Source organism: Rhodococcus sp. B7740, from assembly GCF_000954115.1.
GTDB lineage: Bacteria > Actinomycetota > Actinomycetes > Mycobacteriales > Mycobacteriaceae > Rhodococcoides.
Genome location: NZ_CP010797.1, coordinates 4,138,204 through 4,156,407 on the forward strand (window position 1 = coordinate 4,138,204; position 18,204 = coordinate 4,156,407).

The 18,204-nt window shown below is 64.6% G+C and carries 15 protein-coding genes; 8 read left to right on the top strand and 7 right to left on the bottom strand.

Annotation, left to right across the window (positions count from 1 at the left end; genetic code table 11):
- Positions 1–52: 52 nt before the first annotated feature.
- Complete coding sequence (locus tag NY08_RS19205; protein ID WP_045198142.1) at positions 53–1,318, bottom strand: DUF6745 domain-containing protein; 1,266 nt, start codon at positions 1,316–1,318, stop codon at positions 53–55.
- Positions 1,319–1,446: 128 nt separating this feature from the next.
- Positions 1,447–2,430: a sugar-binding transcriptional regulator gene (locus NY08_RS19210; RefSeq protein WP_094638029.1), complete on the bottom strand. Its 984-nt coding sequence runs from the start codon at positions 2,428–2,430 to the stop codon at positions 1,447–1,449.
- A 122-nt stretch (positions 2,431–2,552) separates the two neighbouring features.
- On the opposite strand from NY08_RS19210, the gene NY08_RS19215 reads away from it, so the two are divergent.
- Genes NY08_RS19215 through NY08_RS19225 form a run of 3 tightly spaced genes read left to right on the top strand, consistent with a single transcriptional unit; the run spans position 2,553 to position 6,624 of the window.
- Positions 2,553–3,407, top strand: coding sequence for an MIP/aquaporin family protein (locus NY08_RS19215; protein WP_045198144.1), 855 nt, complete (start codon positions 2,553–2,555; stop codon positions 3,405–3,407).
- Positions 3,404–4,921 (top strand): glycerol kinase GlpK, encoded by a 1,518-nt coding sequence (gene glpK, locus NY08_RS19220; protein WP_045198146.1) that lies wholly within the window; start codon positions 3,404–3,406, stop codon positions 4,919–4,921. The genes NY08_RS19215 and glpK overlap by 4 nt, the downstream gene beginning before the upstream one ends.
- Complete coding sequence (locus tag NY08_RS19225) at positions 4,918–6,624, top strand: glycerol-3-phosphate dehydrogenase/oxidase (RefSeq protein WP_032395443.1); 1,707 nt, start codon at positions 4,918–4,920, stop codon at positions 6,622–6,624. The genes glpK and NY08_RS19225 overlap by 4 nt, the downstream gene beginning before the upstream one ends.
- 5 nt (positions 6,625–6,629) lie before the next feature.
- On the opposite strand, the gene NY08_RS19230 is transcribed toward NY08_RS19225, so the two are convergent.
- A complete protein-coding gene (locus tag NY08_RS19230; protein WP_045198148.1) occupies positions 6,630–7,190 on the bottom strand; it encodes a TetR/AcrR family transcriptional regulator in 561 nt (186 codons plus the stop codon).
- Between the two features lie 122 nt (positions 7,191–7,312).
- On the opposite strand from NY08_RS19230, the gene NY08_RS19235 reads away from it, so the two are divergent.
- Entirely contained in the window at positions 7,313–8,746 is a 1,434-nt protein-coding gene (locus NY08_RS19235; RefSeq protein ID WP_045198151.1) for an FAD-dependent oxidoreductase, read from the top strand.
- Here NY08_RS19235 and glgX read toward each other — a convergent pair.
- The gene (gene glgX / locus NY08_RS19240) at positions 8,727–10,769 is read right to left on the bottom strand and encodes a glycogen debranching protein GlgX (protein WP_045198153.1); all 2,043 of its coding nucleotides are present in this window, start codon (positions 10,767–10,769) and stop codon (positions 8,727–8,729) included. The two genes, NY08_RS19235 and glgX, sit on opposite strands and share 20 nt — an antisense overlap.
- Positions 10,770–10,891: 122 nt before the next feature.
- Between glgX and NY08_RS25920 the strand changes: the two genes are divergently transcribed.
- Complete coding sequence (locus NY08_RS25920) at positions 10,892–13,273, top strand: response regulator (protein ID WP_045198155.1); 2,382 nt, start codon at positions 10,892–10,894, stop codon at positions 13,271–13,273.
- On the opposite strand, the gene NY08_RS19250 is transcribed toward NY08_RS25920, so the two are convergent.
- Together NY08_RS19250 and NY08_RS19255 are read right to left on the bottom strand one after the other, a co-directional pair.
- A complete protein-coding gene (locus NY08_RS19250) occupies positions 13,267–13,653 on the bottom strand; it encodes a DUF5313 family protein (protein ID WP_032395438.1) in 387 nt (128 codons plus the stop codon). The genes NY08_RS25920 and NY08_RS19250 overlap by 7 nt on opposite strands.
- Positions 13,650–14,102, bottom strand: a complete 453-nt coding sequence (locus NY08_RS19255; RefSeq protein ID WP_045198157.1) for a MarR family winged helix-turn-helix transcriptional regulator — start codon at positions 14,100–14,102, stop codon at positions 13,650–13,652. The genes NY08_RS19250 and NY08_RS19255 overlap by 4 nt, the downstream gene beginning before the upstream one ends.
- Before the next feature lie 261 nt (positions 14,103–14,363).
- Between NY08_RS19255 and NY08_RS19260 the strand changes: the two genes are divergently transcribed.
- Entirely contained in the window at positions 14,364–15,341 is a 978-nt protein-coding gene (locus NY08_RS19260; RefSeq protein ID WP_045200787.1) for an alpha/beta hydrolase, read from the top strand.
- A 6-nt stretch (positions 15,342–15,347) separates the two neighbouring features.
- On the opposite strand, the gene NY08_RS26745 is transcribed toward NY08_RS19260, so the two are convergent.
- Positions 15,348–15,461: a helix-turn-helix domain-containing protein gene (locus tag NY08_RS26745; RefSeq protein ID WP_082073883.1), complete on the bottom strand. Its 114-nt coding sequence runs from the start codon at positions 15,459–15,461 to the stop codon at positions 15,348–15,350.
- 356 nt (positions 15,462–15,817) lie between these two features.
- Between NY08_RS26745 and styD the strand changes: the two genes are divergently transcribed.
- Together styD and NY08_RS19270 are read left to right on the top strand one after the other, a co-directional pair.
- The gene (gene styD / locus NY08_RS19265) at positions 15,818–17,302 is read left to right on the top strand and encodes a phenylacetaldehyde dehydrogenase StyD (RefSeq protein WP_045198159.1); all 1,485 of its coding nucleotides are present in this window, start codon (positions 15,818–15,820) and stop codon (positions 17,300–17,302) included.
- A 254-nt stretch (positions 17,303–17,556) separates the two neighbouring features.
- The gene (locus tag NY08_RS19270) at positions 17,557–18,126 is read left to right on the top strand and encodes a TetR/AcrR family transcriptional regulator (RefSeq protein ID WP_082074054.1); all 570 of its coding nucleotides are present in this window, start codon (positions 17,557–17,559) and stop codon (positions 18,124–18,126) included.
- Positions 18,127–18,204 lie beyond the last annotated feature (78 nt).

An 18,204-nucleotide genomic window follows, 5' to 3' on the forward strand; every position in this document is an offset into this window, starting at 1 on the left:
CTTGGGTGTTGTCGGGGTGTGTGTAGTCGGGGTGTGGTGGCGTGGTGAGGTGTCAGGTTCTGCGGAGTAACCGGCCGTAGTCTGCTCCGGCCAGGCCGTAGGTCCAGCCCGCGGCGTCGACCGCGGACGAGAACGCGCCGGGGACCCGGAGTCCGTAGCGTCGGCGCTCGCCGTCCCGTTCGCGAGAGCCGTTGACGGCGAGAAGGATTCGACCCTCGCTGCCCCAGCCCGCCGGGGTGGCGAACAGTTGCAGGGTGCAACCGGGATTGCCCGGATCGGCGTCGGTGTCGACCAGTCGCAAACCGGCTCGGTCGAGATAGTTGTCCCAACCGATTCGTTCGATGGCGCTCCGTCGGATCTCGACGTTGCGTTCGACGGTGATGCGCTCGACCGTCGGATCGTGGATCACCCACTTGGGAACCACGGTCCCGTTCAGGACATGGACGCCGCTGCCGTCACCGAACTCGACTGCTGGAGAAGACGAATTGTGCAGGCGCACTTCACCGTGCACCGGATCGGGAACCGGCTCGGTGTGCACTGCGGTGGGGCGTTCGGACATCACTGCGACGTCGTCGAACGCCCACCACCATCCCGTCGATTCGACGAGGGCCGATTGAATGTCGAGAAGCTCGTTGTCCTCGCGCTCGAACGCGGCGAGGTGAAAGGTGCGATAGATGTCGTAGTAGGCGACGCGATGCGCTTCCTGCTGGCCGTACCAGGTGATACTGCCGAACGAGTGCGGAGCGAGGCTTCGCGTCGCAGAAGCGACACCGTCGAATAGGCTGGTGCGCAACGAATCCCACACTGTCCGGCGAATGATGGGATCGGGACTGATGCCGGCTCGGGCCGCGTCCTCCGGTGAACGTGTTGCAACGGTCATCCGCGCTTCTCGATCGCTCGGCATGTTCGGATTCTGGTGGAAGTACCGCCGCGGCCATTCGATTCTTCGCTTGTCGATTCGCTCGTCCATTCGTCGACGGGAATTCGACAGCAACGATGCGATGCGTGCAGGTGCTTTCTCGGCTTTTGCTGCGGTCGTGGGGATTTCGTTCACCAGTTGCTCTGCCGTGACGAAGGACGCGGCGGCAGCGGGGGACGGTACCCACACGAACTCGGGCGCGTCGAAACCGGCTCTTCGATACAACTGTGCCACGGCTGATTCCGCCGTGGTTCTATCGGAGGGGCCGGCCTTCAGGCCGTAGCGGAGCCATCGATCGCGCTGCGCGCAGACCGCACCAATGCTCTCGGCGTAGTCATCGGGATTGTCACTGAATGTGCCGCGACGGGGAAATGTCGACGGCATCGGCACGGCGCTCACGTGAGGGAGGCGGTGTCCGCCTTTCCGGTTGTCATGAAGAAAAGAGTGACACGAGAATCGGGTGAGCGCAAGAGGGCACCCATGTGCACGAAACTTCGACCCCTGCTACGAAGTTCCGCTCACATGGGTCAGCCGCGTGAGCGAAGGATCAACTGGGCCGCGCTGATGTCGTCGATGACGAGGTCGGTGATCAATCCGCCGCGCAGCGCTGCGGTGAGGGCATCGAGTTTGGACGCTCCGGCGACGATGCAGACTCGGCGCGGAACCACCTTGAGCCGATCCAGGCTCGGTCCACTCGATCTGTCGTTCAACGCAATTCGGTCGTGACTGCCATCGGAGCGCAGGAACACGGTGGCGATGTCGCCCACGACACCGTCGCGTTGGAGCTCGGCTCGATCCTCGCGCTCGAGGTAGCCGGAGCTGTAGACGTGACTCGGAACGGCACCGCTCATGACGCCGATGCTGAACACGGCGAGGTTCATCCGATCCTGTAGTTCGAGTACTCGCTTGATGCTGCGTTCGCGCCACAGGTGTCGGCGGGTTTCGGGGTAGTCGAAGAAGGCGGGCACCGGAAATCCCTGCGCGACAGCACCGTAGGCGTCGGCAAAGGTTCGGACGATGTCGGTGGCGTAGGAGACTCCGGTGGTTCGGGTGTTCGCTGCACCGTTGAGCTGCACGACGGTGGAGTTGTGGGTTCGTTTGGGTGCGAGCTTGCGGCTGACGGCGCTGACGGTGGTTCCCCATGCGACGCCCATCACCATGTCGGATTCGAAGAACGATGTCAGCAATCGGCCTGCGAAAGTGGCGACGCGATCGAGGCGCTGCAATTCGTCGACGGTTTCCGATACGGGGACGACATGTGCACGAATGTCGTACAGATCGGCGAATGCACGCTCGATTCGCGGTGCCTGACCGAGCGGGGTGGAGATCTTGATTTCCACCAGTCCCGATGCCCGCGCGAACGTGATGAGTCGTGAGACCGTCGAGCGAGATACGCCCAGCTCACGGCCGATCGCCGCCATCGTCATGTCCTGGAAGTAGTACAGGCGCGCTGCCTGGGTGGCATGGCCGGTCCGTAGGTCCGATTCGGGCACGCTGAGTGGGTCGGTCACCGGCACCAGTATACGACCGATTTGCACATATGTGCATCAGCTGTGCAACGCAGTGCAGGCCGTCTACCGTGGCAAACAGCACGCAATGTGGCGTGCATCACCAACTTTGCGGAGGCTACACAATGGCTCGTAAGGAACCGGAATGGGGACTGCCGGCGCACATGGCTGCCGAGTTCGCCGGAACCATGATTCTCATTCTGGTCGGCGTCGGCGTCGTCGCGCAGGTGGTCTCGGGCGGTGAATCGGGAAGTCTCGGAGACCACGACTCGATCGCCTGGGCATGGGGCCTGGGGGTGATGTTCGGCATCTACGTCGCCGGTCGAATCACCGGCGCGCACCTCAACCCCGCGGTCACGATCACGTTCGCACTCTTCCGCGGATTCAGCTGGAAGATGGTTGCGCCCTACATCCTCGCGCAGACCGCAGGTGCCTTCGTGGCCGCGCTGCTGGTGCGCTGGAACTACAACGACATGATCAATGCAGTCGACCCCGGGCACACCACCGCCACCCAGACGATCTTCTCGACGCTTCCCGGCAACGGAACGTTGCCTGTCAGCGTCTCCTCTGCACTGATCGATCAGATCATCGGCACCGCGATCCTGCTGTTCCTCATTGTGGCAGTGACCGATTCGCTCGGCACCGCGCCGATGGCCAACATGGCTCCGCTGATCGTCGGCCTCATCGTGGTCGCCATCGGCTTCGCCTGGGCCACCAACGCCGGATACGCGATCAATCCGGCCCGAGATTTCGGACCTCGCCTGGCGTCGTACATCACCGGATACGGTGGAGCCTGGCGAGATCAATACGGCGGCCTGTACTTCTGGGTCCCGATCGTCGGACCTCTCGTAGGCGGACCGATAGGAGTGTTGTTGTACGACCTGCTCATCGGTAGGAACCTGCGCAAAGACGAAGGTTCGACGCCCGAGCCGCCATCACGACTCCCAGCAGACACCCAGACCACAGGAGAGAAGCCATGACCGAGTTCGCAGGAAAGTACGTCGCCGCGATCGATCAGGGAACCACGTCCTCACGCTGCATGATCTTCGATCACGCCGGTACCGTCGTCGCGGTCGATCAGAAGGAACACAAGCAGATCTTCCCGCAGGCCGGCTGGGTCGAGCACGACGCGTCGGAGATCTGGGACAACGTGCGCGCCGTCGCGGCCGGTGCCATGGCCGCTGCCGATCTGACGCGCGAGGACATCGCCGCAGTCGGCATCACCAACCAGCGTGAGACGGCGCTGGTGTGGGAGCGCGCGACGGGCAAGCCGATCTACAACGCCATCGTCTGGCAGGACACCCGAACCGATCGGATCGCCACCGCACTGGGTGGGGGCGACGCCAACAAGTACACCGCGAAGACCGGGCTGCCCCTGGCGACCTACTTCTCCGGACCCAAGGTCAAGTGGATCCTCGACAACGTCGACGGAGCACGCGCCAAAGCCGAAGCGGGAGAACTGTGTTTCGGCAACATGGACACGTGGGTGCTGTGGAACATGACCGGCGGAACGGACGGTGGGCTGCACTACACCGATCCGACCAACGCCTCGCGTACCCTGCTCATGGATCTCGACACGTTGCAGTGGGACGAGCAGATCTGTGCGGACATGGACATCCCGATGTCGATGTTGCCCGAGATTCGCTCGAGCTCCGAGGTGTACGGCACCGGCCGTGAGCGCGGTCCGTTCCGCGGGGTACCGATTTCCGGCATCCTGGGCGACCAGCAGGCAGCCACCTTCGGGCAGGCCTGCCTGTCTCCCGGCGAGGCCAAGAACACCTACGGCACAGGCAATTTCGTGCTCCTCAACACCGGCACCGAAAAGGTCATGAGCAAGAACGGCCTGCTGACCACGGTCTGCTACAAGATCGGCGACCAGCCGACGGTGTACGCGCTCGAGGGTTCCATCGCCGTGACGGGTTCGCTGGTGCAGTGGCTGCGCGACAACCTGGGCATGATCTCCTCGGCCGCCGACATCGAGACGGACGCACGGTCGGTGGACGACAACGGCGGTGCCTACTTCGTCCCCGCGTTCTCCGGTCTCTTCGCCCCACACTGGCGGTCGGATGCGCGCGGTGCCATCGTGGGACTGACGCGATTCGTCAACAAGGGACACCTGGCCCGCGCCGTCCTCGAGGCCACCGCGTATCAGACGCGTGAGGTGATCGAGGCCATGAACGCAGACTCCGGCGTCGATCTGGAGGTACTCAAGGTCGACGGCGGCATGGTGGTCAACGAGCTGCTGATGCAGTTCCAGTCCGACATCCTGAACGTCGACGTGGTTCGGCCTGTCGTGGCCGAAACCACCGCTCTCGGAGCGGCATACGCGGCCGGCCTCGCCGTCGGGTACTGGGAGAGCGAGGACGACATCCGTCAGAACTGGGCCGAGGACAAGACATGGACGCCGTCCATGGACGAGAACCAGCGGGCGAAGCTCTACGCCGGCTGGAAGAAGGCAGTAACACGTACTCTCGATTGGGTTGATGAAGAATGAGTTCCACCACAACGGCTTTGAGCCCGCAGTCGCGCGCCGACGCGCTGGCGAGGATGGAAGCCGAAGAGCTCGACATCCTGGTGATCGGCGGCGGCGTCGTCGGCGCGGGCACCGCACTCGACGCCGTCACACGCGGCCTGAAGGTCGGTCTGCTCGAAGCGCGTGACTACGCGGCCGGCACGTCCAGCCGCTCGAGCAAGCTCTTCCACGGCGGTCTGCGCTACCTCGAGCAGTTCAACTTCGCGTTGGTGTTCGAGGCGCTCAAGGAGCGTTCGCTGGTACTGAACAAGCTCTGCCCGCATCTCGCTCGTCCGGTGCCGTTCATCTATCCGCTGGAGAAGGTGATCGACCGCCCGTACGTCGGGCTCGGCATCGGCGTGTACGACGTCATGGGTGCCGGACGCGGCGTGCCGAGCCATCACAAGCACCTCGGCAAGAAGAAGACACTCGAGTCCTTCCCGTCCGGCAAGCGCTCGGCGATCCGCGGTGCGGTGAAGTTCTACGAGGGTCAGGTCGACGATGCTCGGCACACGATGATGCTCGCCCGTACGGCGGCCGCCTACGGTGCGTTGTGCGCCAACAGCACTCGCGTCACGGGCTTCCTGCGGGAGGACGACAAGGTCGTCGGCGTCGTGGCGAGCGACCTCGAAACGGGCCGCTCCTTCGAGGTACGGGCCAAGCAGGTCATCAATGCTGCCGGTGTCTGGACCGACGAGGTGCAGCAGATGGTCGGTGGACGTGGACAATTCCAGGTTCGCGCGTCCAAGGGTGTGCACCTGGTGGTGCCGCGCAATCGCATCAACAGTGCCACCGGCATCATCACGCGAACCGAGAAGAGTCTGCTGTTCGTCATCCCGTGGGGAAGTCATTGGATCATCGGTACGACCGATACCGACTGGAAGCTCGATCTGGCTCACCCGGCCGCGAGCCAGAGCGACATCGACTACATCCTGGGCCACGTGAACAAGCTGCTCGCCGATCCGTTGGACCGCACCGACGTCGTCGGTGTGTACGCGGGACTGCGACCGTTGCTGTTCGGTGAATCCGATTCCACCAGCACACTCTCGCGTGAGCACGCGGTGTCCAGTCCGGTGCGCGGATTGACGGTGATCGCGGGTGGCAAGTACACCACCTATCGTGTGATGGCCAAGGACGCAGTCGATTCCGCAGTGCACGGGCTCGAGCGGACGGTACCGAAGTGCGTCACCGAGGACATTCCGCTCGTCGGTGCCGATGGCTACCTCGGGGCGTTCAACTCCCGCGCCCTGACGGCCGAGCGCACCGGTATGCGTGTCTCACGCGTCGAGCATCTTCTGGGTCGGTACGGCACTCTGATGGGTGAGTTGTTGGACTTGATCGACGGCAACCCCGAGCTCGGCGAGCCTCTCGAGAGTGCGCCGGAGTACCTGAAGGCCGAGGCCGTGTATGCCGCGAGTCACGAAGGCGCGCGGCACCTCGAAGATATTCTGACGCGTCGTACCCGCATCTCCATCGAGGTTCCCGATCGTGGTGAAGCGGCGGCCGACGAGGTGGCCCGGTTGGTGGCACCCATCCTGGGATGGGACGACCAGCACGTTGCCGAAGAGATCGAGCACTATCGGCTTCGAGTTCTGGCAGAACGGGATTCGCAGCAACAGCCCGATGACGACACTGCTGATGCAGCCCGCCTCGGGGCACCGGACGTGCGTGCCGGGGTGAGCTGACCTACTCAGTCGAGTGGTTCGGTGAGGTAGCGCCGCAGCGTCGGTCCTACCCACCGAACCAACTGCTCGTGGGTCATCTCGGCCAATGGAGGTACCGCGAGGATGTAGCGTGCGAACACCAGACCGAGTACCTGGGTTCCCACCAGGGCAGCCCGCTCCGCATACCGATCCGGCGAGACTGCGGCCAGCGCCGGCGCGACCTGGGTGGCGAACACCTGCTGCATGGTCGTTGCCGCCGCGGCATTGGTGGCCGCAGCGCGCATCAGGGCGAGGAACGTTCCGTCTTCCTCCCAGACCTGGAAGAACCTGGGCATCAACACTTCTGCAATGCGCTCCGGTGGGACGTGGGTCAGATCCGGAATGTCGAGTTCGAACGTGGCGGCCTCGGCGAACAACGCTTCCTTGGTTCGGAAATACCTGACGACCATCGCCGCGTCGACGCCCGCGGTGGCGGCGACGGATCGCATGGTGGTGCGGTCGTAGCCGTCGGCCCCGAATTGGGCGCGGGCTGCGTCGAGAATGCGAGCCCGGGTGGCGGTCGCGGATCGAGGCTGTCGTTCGGTCATCTCCGTAGCCTAAGTCAACGACCGTTGACCACGGTGCTCGGCGGGTCTATCGTCGGAAGTCAACAGTCGTTGACCAAGAATTCGCTGAACCAGGAATTCGCTGACCACAGTGGGAGTGCGTCATGAACCATTCGGACGTGATCGTCGTCGGTGCAGGTCCGGCGGGCTGCATGCTGGCGGGGGAACTCGCGCGTGCCGGCCGCTCGGTGACGGTGCTCGAGAAACACGATGCACCATCACCGCTGTCGCGAGCTTTCGGAGTACATGCCCGCACGCTGGAGATTCTCGACAGTCGTGGTCTGGCCGAGGACCTGCTCTCCACCGGAGCGCACACGCCGGGACTGAAACTGTGGAACGGACTGTCCCTCGACCTCGGCGCACTACCGTCGCAGTTTCCGTATCTGCTGGTCACGCCACAGACCAACGTGGACTCTCGACTCGAGGAGTACGCGCGGGCATCCGGTGCGCGGATTCTGCGCGGGGTCGAGGTCACCGGTCTCGACCAGAATGCCGACGGAGTAGTGGTGCGCGGGACGGTGGCCGACGGCAGCGCGCAGGAGTGGACGGCGTCGTATGCGGCCGGAACCGACGGAGTGCACAGTATCGTCCGCACGTCGATCGGACTCGACTTGCCCGGCAGGGAATTGCTGCGGTCGATCATGCTCGCGGATGTCCGGTTGGTCGATCCGCCCAACGGTCTGATCAACATCGGCGCCGGCAAGGACTGCTTTGCGTTCGTCGCGCCGTTCGGCGACGGGTGGTTTCGAGTGATCGCCTGCGACCGTACCGACACCGCAGATGTAGCTGCGTCCGTCGACGAGACGCGGCTTCGTGACGTGGTGCGCCGCGCACTCGGAACCGACTACGGCTGGACCGACGTGCGATGGAGTTCGCGCTTCTCCTGCGACGAGAGGCAAGTCCGGCGCTACCGAGTGGGCCGGGTATTCCTGGCCGGCGATGCGGCGCACGTACATTCGCCTGCCGGGGGACAGGGCATGAACACCGGAATCCAGGACGCGATGAACCTCGGCTGGAAGCTGGCAGCCGTCCTCGGCGGTGCCGACGAGAGGATCCTCGACACCTATCACGACGAGCGCCATCCAGTGGGAAAGCTGGTGTTGCGCAGTAGCGGCGCGACGATTCGCATGTTGTTGCTGCGCTCGGTGGTAGCGCGGACGTTGCGCAACATCGTCTCCGCACGGGTGCTTCGCAGACGACGTGCGGTCGGCAGGATAGCCGGGATGTTCTCCGGTATTTCGATCTCGTACCCTCGCCGACGTGGAGAGCACCCGCTGGTCGGCCGGCGCGCCGTGCAGATACCCCTCACCGACGGCACCGTCACCACGGCACTGCGCGACTCCGCATTTCTGATGATCGGCGAGAACGATTGCGGCCGAACGGACATCCCCCGCCGCGCCGACCGCGGTCCGGCCGTCCTCGTCCGGCCCGATGGATACATCGCATGGGCCGGACGATCGGACTCGAATCGATGGAAGGCTGTTCGAGACCGGTGGACAGCAGAGTGTTCCGCCTCGATCAGCCCTGCAGCAACGTGAACGAATGCTCGCGGATCAGGATGGACGGGCCACCGGCCTCGTACGCCTGATCGGGGTCGCTCGAGGTCGACTGAGTCCACGTGCCCTTCGGCAGAGTGAATTCCACGGCTCCGGGTGAGGCGTTGACCATCCACGCGAACGAGGCATCACTTTCACCGGCGCGCATGAGGACCAGAATGCTGTGGGCGTTGCCGTCGGACCAATCCTCGTCGGACAGCTTCTCGCCGTCGGCGCGATAGAAGTCGACGGTGTCCGGGCCGGCTCCCTCCTCGTCGGAATCGCTGTCGTGCCGGAACCAGGTGGGGCGCAGTGCCGGGTGCTCGGTGCGAAGCGCGATGAGGTGCGTGGTGAAGTCGATGAGGTCCTGATCGGCTGTGCTCCAGTCGAACCAGGAGACCTCGTTGTCCTGGCAGTAGGCATTGTTGTTGCCGTTCTGCGTCCGGCCGAGCTCGTCGCCGCCGAGGATCATCGGCACACCGGCCGAGAGCAGCAGCGTCGCAAGGTGATTGCGTTGCTGGCGAGCTCGCAATGCGTTGACACCCTCGTCGTCGGTCGGGCCCTCGGCACCGCAACCCCACGAGCGGTTGTCGGATTCGCCGTCCTGGCTGTCCTCGCCGTTCTCCTCGTTGTGTTTGTCGTCGTAGGAGTTCAGGTCGGCCAACGTGAAGCCGTCGTGTGCGGTGATGAAGTTGACGCTCGCCAACGTGGGACGACGGGTGCTCTCGTAGACGTCCGGGCTGCCGGTGACACGTTGCGCCAGTGCAGGCAGCGCGCCGCTCTCGCCGCGCCAGAAATCGCGAACGTCGTCGCGGAACTTGCCGTTCCACTCCGACCAACGCGCCGGGAAGCCGCCCACCTGGTAGCCCTGGGTGTCCCACGGTTCGGCGATGAGCTTGACCGGCGCGAGCGTCGGATCCTGATGCACGAGGCTGAGGAACGCACTGTGCACGTCGAGGTCCGAGTCCTGACGAGTCAGGGTGCTGGCCAGGTCGAAGCGGAAGCCGTCGACGTGCATCTCGGTCACCCAGTAGCGCAGTGAGTCGAGGATGAGTGCCAGGGCGGCGGGGTGACCGACGTTGAGGCTGTTGCCGGTACCGGTGGTGTCGTAGTACGCGCTCCGGTCGTCGTCGACGAGTCGGTAGTGCGAGCCGTTGTCGATTCCCTTGAGCGAGAGGGTCGGTCCGAGATGGTTGCCCTCGGCGGTGTGGTTGTAGACGACGTCGAGAATGACCTCGATGCCGTTGTCGTGCATGGCTTTGACCAAGGCCTTGAACTCGTCCACCTGGCCGCCGGTGTCGCCGGTGCTGCTGTACTCGTTGTGCGGGGCGAAGAAGCCGATGGAGTTGTAGCCCCAGTAATTGCGACGGCCCTCCTCCAGCAGATGCGAATCCTGAACGAACTGGTGGATCGGCAGCAGTTCCACTGCCGTGACGCCGATTCGCTTCAGATGTGCGATGGCTGCGGGGTGTGCCAGTCCGGCGTAGGTGCCGCGAAGATCCTCGGGCACATCGGGATTGGTGGCGGTGAATCCCTTGACGTGCACCTCGTAGACGACCGTCTTGTCCAACGGTGTGCGCGGTGACTCGTCTCCCGACCAATCGAAGCTCGATTGAACAGCAACGGAATACGGCATGTACGGTGCCGAATCCTCGTCGTTGCGGGTCTCTGGTTCCTCGTGCAGATGCGAGAAGACCGACTCGTTCCAGTCGACCTGACCGGTGATGGCGGTGGCGTACGGGTCGAGGAGCAACTTCGCCGAGTTGTGCCGCAGCCCCGACGCGGGGTCCCACGGACCGTCGACGCGCAGACCGTACCGCGCTCCCGGGGTGACGTCGGGAATCAGATCGTGAAAGACGTGACCGGTGCGCTGCGTCAAAAGCGTTGTACTGCGCTCTGTTCCGTCGTCGTTCAATACGACCACAGAGACCGAGTCCGCTGTTTCGGAGTAGACGGCAAGGTTGGCACCGTCGTTCGACAGACGTGAGACGCCCAAGGGGTACGGGAGACTGAATGAGGAGGGCATGGTCGCGGCAGTACCCCCGTAAGGCTCGAGCGAAACGCCTGCATACCGAGCGTTCGGCTACTATCGACGGCGAGATTGCGGCCGCCGAGCACCAGCGGGCGCAAGTTACGAAGGACGATGCGATGAATTGCCCACGACCCGATGCCGGTTCGGCCCGCCTGGACGAGCTGTTTCCGGGTGACAACGCGACCGACGCCAGGTTTCGGGAACTGGACTGGGCGGCGACCGAGTTGGGGCCGGTGGACCAGTGGCCGCAAGAGTTGATCACCGCGATTCGCACCGTCATGCCGTCGACGATTCCGATGCTGATCTGGTGGGGTCCTCACCTGGTGCAGATCTTCAACCACACGTACACCGACTTCCTCGGGGACAAGTTCCCCGCGGCCGCAGCGCAGCCGGCCAAGGTCTGTTGGGCGGAGATCTGGGACGAGATCGGAGAGTTGGCCCGACAGGTCGTCGACGGCGGCACGGCAGTGCACGGTGCTCGCCAACGGTTCATGATGAACCGGTACGGATTCCTCGAAGAGACGTACTTCACTTTCTCCTACAGCCCGATCCACGGTCCCGGGCGCGCGGTCCTCGGCGTGTTCGTCGCCACGTCGGAGGTCACCCAGCAGGTGCTCGGTGACCGTCGTATGCAGGCGTTGCTGAGCCTGGGGACGCTGACCGGCATCGACACCGACGGTGCCGAGGACATCTGCCGGGCGGCCGTGGGTGCGCTCGCGGCCGAAGCATCGGAGTTTCCGCTCGTCTCCGGTTACCTACGCGAAGGCATGAATGCGGACGGCCGCGTCGAGTGTGTCGTGACCGGCGGCGACGTCGGCTACGAGCGCTCGACGTGGGAGTGCGCCGATCTCGCCCAGGTCGCCGACGGCGCAGTGGCCGTGGCGACGGTCCGCGTGGACGGCAACGTTCCTCGGGCCGTCGTCGTGCCGTTGACGATGGCAGGCCGTGTGCAGCCGGTCGGTGCGCTGCTGATCGGGGTGAGCAGCCACCGAGTGATCGACGAGGCCTTCACCTCGTTCTGTGGCGTCGTGGCCGAACGCGTATCGACTGCGCTGACCGCCTCCCAGGCCTTCGAGATGGAGCGGCAACGCGTCGTGGCGCTGGCCGAGGCCGATGCGGCGAAGACGCGGCTGCTCGAAACCGTTGGGCACGAATTCCGAACACCGCTGACCCTTCTCGCCGGTCCGCTGGACTCGGTACGCGAGAGTGCTTCCTCGCAGTTGAGCGAACCCGATCGGCACTCCCTCGACGTGGTCCACCGCGCATCGGTACGACTGCGCCGACTCGTCGACGATCTGATGGATGTCGTCAGCGCCGACGCGGGCCGACTCGAGGCCCGTCTCGAACCCACCGATCTCACGGCGGTGACGCGTGACTGCGCAACGCTGTTCGCGACGGTGGCGTCGGACCGCGGTCTCGACCTGGAAGTCGATACGTCCGAGGACGTCGTCGTGCTCAGCGACGGCGAGATGTGGTCGAAGATCGTGTTCAACCTCGTCGCGAACGCCATCAAGTACACCCCCACAGGCCGGGTGTCGGTGCGTCTGAGGGCCGAGACCGACACCGTTCGGCTCGTGATCGCCGATACCGGGCTGGGAATCCCCGAAGACGATCTGTCGCGCATCTTCGATCGATTCCACCGGGTCGAGCACGCGGGAGCGCGCAGTATCGAAGGGTTCGGCATCGGGCTCGCGCTGGTATCGGACCTGCTCACAGCCCTGAACGGGCATGTGGATGTCGACAGCGAGGTGGGCATCGGGAGCACGTTCACCGTGGTCGTGCCCCGGGTGCCGGTCGAGGCCGCGGTGCCCGTCGACCGTCCGGCAACACCGACCGATTCGGTGTCGGCGATCTTCGTGGCCCACGAATCGACGCAGGCGACGCCCGATCGAGCGGACATTCTGCTCGTCGAGGACAACGTCGACATGCGCAACTACCTGCTGAGGCTGCTGACCGAGGAAGGGTGGTCGGTCGCCACCGCAGGCGACATCGAGACCGCACTCGATCTGGCACGGTCGACGCCGCCGGGCATCGTGCTCACCGACGTCATGCTCCCCGGGCGCAGCGGACTGGACCTGGTCGACGAGATCCGCCGCGACACCGGTCTGCAGCGTGTGCCCGTGATACTGCTGACCGCGCGAGCGGGAACGGACTTCGTGCTCGACGGCCTGGGCCGCGGGGCCGACGACTACATCGTCAAACCGTTCCACGATCGAGAACTCGTGGCCCGTGTGCGGGTACACCACGAACTCTCCCGTATGCGCGAACAGATCCTCGCCGAAAGTGACAACCAGGCCTCGACGCTGCGCACTGCCCTCGACACCCGCGGAACGATCGGCCGGGCAGTGGGAATTCTGATGTCGGTCTACCGCATCGACGAAGATGCCGCGTTCACCCAGCTGACCGAACTGTCGCAGAACTCCAACCGAAAGACCCGCGACCTGGCAACCATGATCGTCGACGACTTCACCGCCGGGCTCGACCGAGAGCGTCAGTGATTGCGGCGGTAATTCTCGCGTTCCCGTTCCATTTCGGCCGTCTTCTTCTCGCTCTTCAGATCGGCCGGGAGCCCGTGGATTTCCAGGCGTCGGGCACGGTTCTGGTCCATGTACGCCGCCGTGTAGAACAGCGCGAGCAGCAGGCTGAGCAACACCATCGAGGCGCGTAGCCAGATCGCTCCTGGGAACAGGACGAAAAATCCGATGAAGATCGGCAGGAACGGAATCATCGAGCGCAGGATGTGACGCGGCGTCGCTCCCGGACCGACGAGGTCGCGTCGGACCCAGCCCTGGAATTCGTCGGGGAGTTTGCGGCCTAGGACGGCGTAGCCCAGCCATTGGCCGAGGGGCGGACGGGTGCGGGTCGGGCGAGCGTTCACGACAGTGCTCCTGCTGCGATGGCCGCGTCGTTGACGCGGGTGAGGACGCGTCGCAGTTCGTCGAGCTCAGCGAGCGACGCGCCGAGCTTCGCCACGACGGCGGGTGGAATTTTCTCGGCCTTCTTGCGGAGTGCGGCCCCGGCCGGGGTGAGCGCGACGAGCAGAACGCGCTCGTCCTCGACGCTTCGATTGCGGGTGAGCAACCCCATCGACTCCAGACGCTTGAGAAGCGGCGACAGGGTGGGGGAGTCGAGCTGCAGTGCCGATCCGATGGCTTTGACCGACATCGGCGACTCGCCCCACAGCGCCAGCATCACCAGATACTGCGGATGCGTCAGTCCCATCGGCTCGAGCAGGGGCCGATACACCGACAGCACGGCACGGTTGGCGACGGCGAGTGCAAAGCAGACCTGTCGATCGAGTGCGAGTGGATCTTCGGCGGTGGCCACGGTCCCAGGCTATCAAAATTGAGTAGTGCACTAACCATTAGTGGGCGATTCGATATCGACAGTCGATACTCGATGCCTGAAAGATGTTGCAAAGCAGGGCGAATGCTCGCGCGGAGAGGGGTTGTCAGAGTCCCGGTCGGTCCGAATCGGGCGGATCGACGTTCGGCATTCCATCCGGTCGGTTGCTGTGCAATGCTCCATGCAATTCGCCATTTGGTTGTGACAAATCCCGCCCTGCTGACACCTCCCGAGAGGATCGCCATGCGTCGTCGACGCATCTTCACCACGTTCGTCGTCGCCGCAGCACTGTCGGTGTCCTCGGTAGGCGTCGCGACGGCCGATCCCGTCGGGCCGGTCGCGCGGATCGTCGACACGTCCATCGCGTCGCAGACCCTGCGCACGCTGAGCGTGGAATCGCCAGCGATGGGGGCCGTCGTCGAGGTGCAGGTGCTCACCCCAGCAGCACGGTCCGGCTCGCGGCCGACGCTGTACATGCTCAGTGGCATCGGAGAAGAGGACCCCCACGACAGCATGTGGCTCCGCAAGGGCGGCGCGGCCGAATTCTTCGCCGACAAGAACGTCAACGTCGTCCTACCGCTGGCAGGCCCCGGCAGCTTCTACACCGACTGGCAACGGGACGATCCGAAACTCGGCCGATACCAATGGGAGACGTTCCTGACCGAGGAACTCCCCCCGTTGATCGACGCAGCCGTGGACGGCAACGGACGCAACGCGATCGCAGGGCTGTCCATGGGTGCGCAGTCCGCCATGATGCTGGCCGCACGTCACCCCGACCTCTACTCCGGGGTGGCGTCGTACAGTGGTTGTTTCGCCTCCTCGGAGCCCATGGGGCAGGCGAGTATCCGCGCGATCGTCGGAGCATTCGGCGGAAACGCCGACAACATGTGGGGTGGCCCGCTCGATCCCGCGTGGGCGCAACATGATTCGGTGGTCAACGCCGAAAGTCTGCGCGGCACCGACGTGTACGTGTCGGTGGGAACGGGAGCGCCGGGACCGCACGAAAGCTTCGACAGCGCAGCGGCACTGGATGTGGTGGTGGTCGGCGGCCTCATCGAAGTGGGCGCGAACTACTGCACCCATCGACTGGCGGACCGACTCGGCCAGCTGAACATCCCGGCGACATTCGACTTCACCGAGACCGGAACCCACTCGTGGCCCTACTGGGTGGAGCAGCTGCCCAAGAGTTGGCCGACACTGGCCGGGTCGCTCGGGATCTGAGCCGACTCAGCTTCGGTTGGTGTCGCGAAAGTCCTTGGGGGTGCGGCCGAAGCGCGCACGACACGCGCGGCTGAAATGCGCGGGGTCGGTGAATCCCCACGATGCCGCCAACGCGCCGATGGTGGTGCGGGCATTCTGCGATGATCCACTGGGCGATACCGAGGCTTGCCCTGTATCGCTCGCTCAGGCCCATCAAGACCATGATGTGGTTGTCCTTGGCGGCCGTGCAAGTCGAGCTGCTCGCGGAGTTCCGTACTCGAGCGAGTTGTCGAAGTAGCGGTCGGACATCGAAAGATGGCGGTAACCGGGACTTCGTGTGTGGACACACGATCGTCACGCGTGGAGCTCGATGGGCGGTGCGCATCTGCCGCACAATGTGTGCGTGATCACACAAGACCTTCTCGTAGGCGCGGGCGCAATCTGGAGCAGACACGCCACAGGTGCCGCGATCGGCACCCGAGAAGGAGCCAGCAAACATGACTGCAGTACAGGAATCGGCCGCACCGTCGTTGCCGACCGGAACCGCCACCGAGCTCTACATCGCCGGGCAGTGGCACGGCGCATCCGACGGAGGCACCTTCACCGACATCAACCCCACGACGGAACAGCCCCTGGCCGAGGTTGCTGCGGCTACCGCGTCGGACGTCGATGCCGCGGTGCGCGCGGCCCGGGCCCAGCTCGGTGGTGAGTGGGGCGCGACTCCTGGAGCAATCCGCGGGAAGCTGCTCAACCGGATTGCCGATCTCATCGAGCGCGACGGCGACCTGCTCGCTCGACTCGAGGCCCTCGACGTCGGCAAGCCGGTGGGTCAACCGGCGATGCTCGACATTCCCAATGCAGCAGCCACTTTCCGGCACTTCGCCGGCTGGGCAGACAAGATCACCGGCAGCTCCATTCCCACTGCGGGGTACTTCGGGCAGCCGACGCACTCGTACACCGTTCGCGAGCCCGTCGGCGTCATCGGCATGATCGTTCCCTGGAACACCCCGTTGATGATCGCCGGGTGGAAGCTCGCACCTGCCCTGGCGGCGGGGAACACCGTGGTGATCAAGCCGCCGGAGGACGCCCCGCTGTCGATCCTGCATCTGGCCCGTCTGATCGACGAGGCGGGCGTACCTGCGGGAGTTGTCAATGTCCTTCCGGGACTGGGAGAAGTGACCGGCGACGCGCTGGTCGGTCACCCGGACGTCGACAAGATCAGCTTCACCGGAAGTCCTCGAGTCGGCAAGCTCATCGCAAAGAAGGCTGCCGACACGTTCAAGCGGACCACCCTCGAACTCGGCGGCAAGTCGCCGCAGATCATCCTCGAGGACGCGGACCTCGAGGCAGCGATCAACGGAACCGCGATGGGCCTGTTCTTCAACCAGGGCCAGGTGTGTGCGGCCGGCACCCGAGTGTTGGTGCATCGCTCGCTGTACTCACAGGTGGTCGACGGTCTGGCCGCTGCGGCGTCGGCTCAGGTGGTGGGCGATCCCTTCGATCCGTCGACGACCATGGGCGCACTCGTCAACGCCACGCAGCGCGACAGCGTGCTGGGGTACATCCAGGCCGGACGCGACGGCGGTGCCCGAGTGGCGGCCGGAGGTGGCCGCCCAGACGGGGCCGGGTATTTCGTCGAGCCGACCATCTTCGCCGACGCCGACAACGGCATGAAGATCGCCCAGGAGGAGATCTTCGGGCCCGTCGGTACGGTGATTCCGTTCGATACCGCGGACGAAGCGATCCGCATCGCCAACGACACCGTGTACGGACTGGCCGCCTCGATCTGGACCCGCGACGTGTCGAGGGCGCACACCCTGGCCGCGAAGGTCCGCTCCGGCGCGGTCTGGGTGAACGGTTGGGCAGCAATCGATCCCGCACTCCCGTGGGGCGGCATGAAATCCAGTGGCACGGGCCGTGAGCTCGGGTGGGCGGGCATCGAGGCCAATACCGAGGAGAAGGTCGTGACAATCGTTCTGTAGAGCCCCCGCAGGTGAGCGGGAGTGGAGCCTGCGGAACGACCCATGTGAGCGGAACTTCGTAGCAGGGGTCGAAGTTCCGCTCACCTGGGGTAACGCGGTGTTTACCGAAGGAAACTCGATTCGTAACGAGTAGGCCTCAAGCTTTGATTCAACGGACGTAGAACAACGTGCGAACGGATCGGAAGGCGATGATGACGATGCCCGAACCCTAGGTCCGAGCAGGGAGCCGCTACCGTAGGGCTGTGCCCAAGCTCGTGGATCACGACGAACGCCGCCGCGCGATCACCGCGGCAACGTGGCGTCTGATCGCTGCCAAGGGGATCGATGCCGCGAACATGCGGGACATCGCGACCGAGGCGGGATACACGAACGGCGCGCTGAGCCACTACTTCGCGGGTAAGGACGAGATTCTCCGAACCGCGTTCGAGCACGTCTTCGAGGCTACGAACCGACGGATCGACGAAGCTCTGGGCGACGCAACGGGATTCGATGCCCTCCGCATCTTCTGTCGAGAAGTGATGCCGACGACCGACGAGACTCTGCTCGAGGCGAGAATTGCAGTCTCGCTGTGGCAGCGCGCGATGTACGACGAGCACATGGACGACACGAACCGTCGATCCCTGGTGTCGTGGCGGGCGCGGATGGCGGAGTTTCTCGAGCAGGCTCGCGCAGAAGGCGACGCCGGCGACTTCGATGTCGATCTCGCCGTCGAAATGTTGCTCAACATGATGATGGGTATGCAGATTCTCGGCGTGCTCACCCCCGACGACACCACTGCCGACCGGCAGTTCGAGATGCTCGACCGGTTCATAGCTCAGCTGTAGCCACCCGTGCGGGCAGGCGAATCCTGCAATGCCGCATGCCTTCGTTATTCAACGTACGTAGAACCAACACCAGACCGC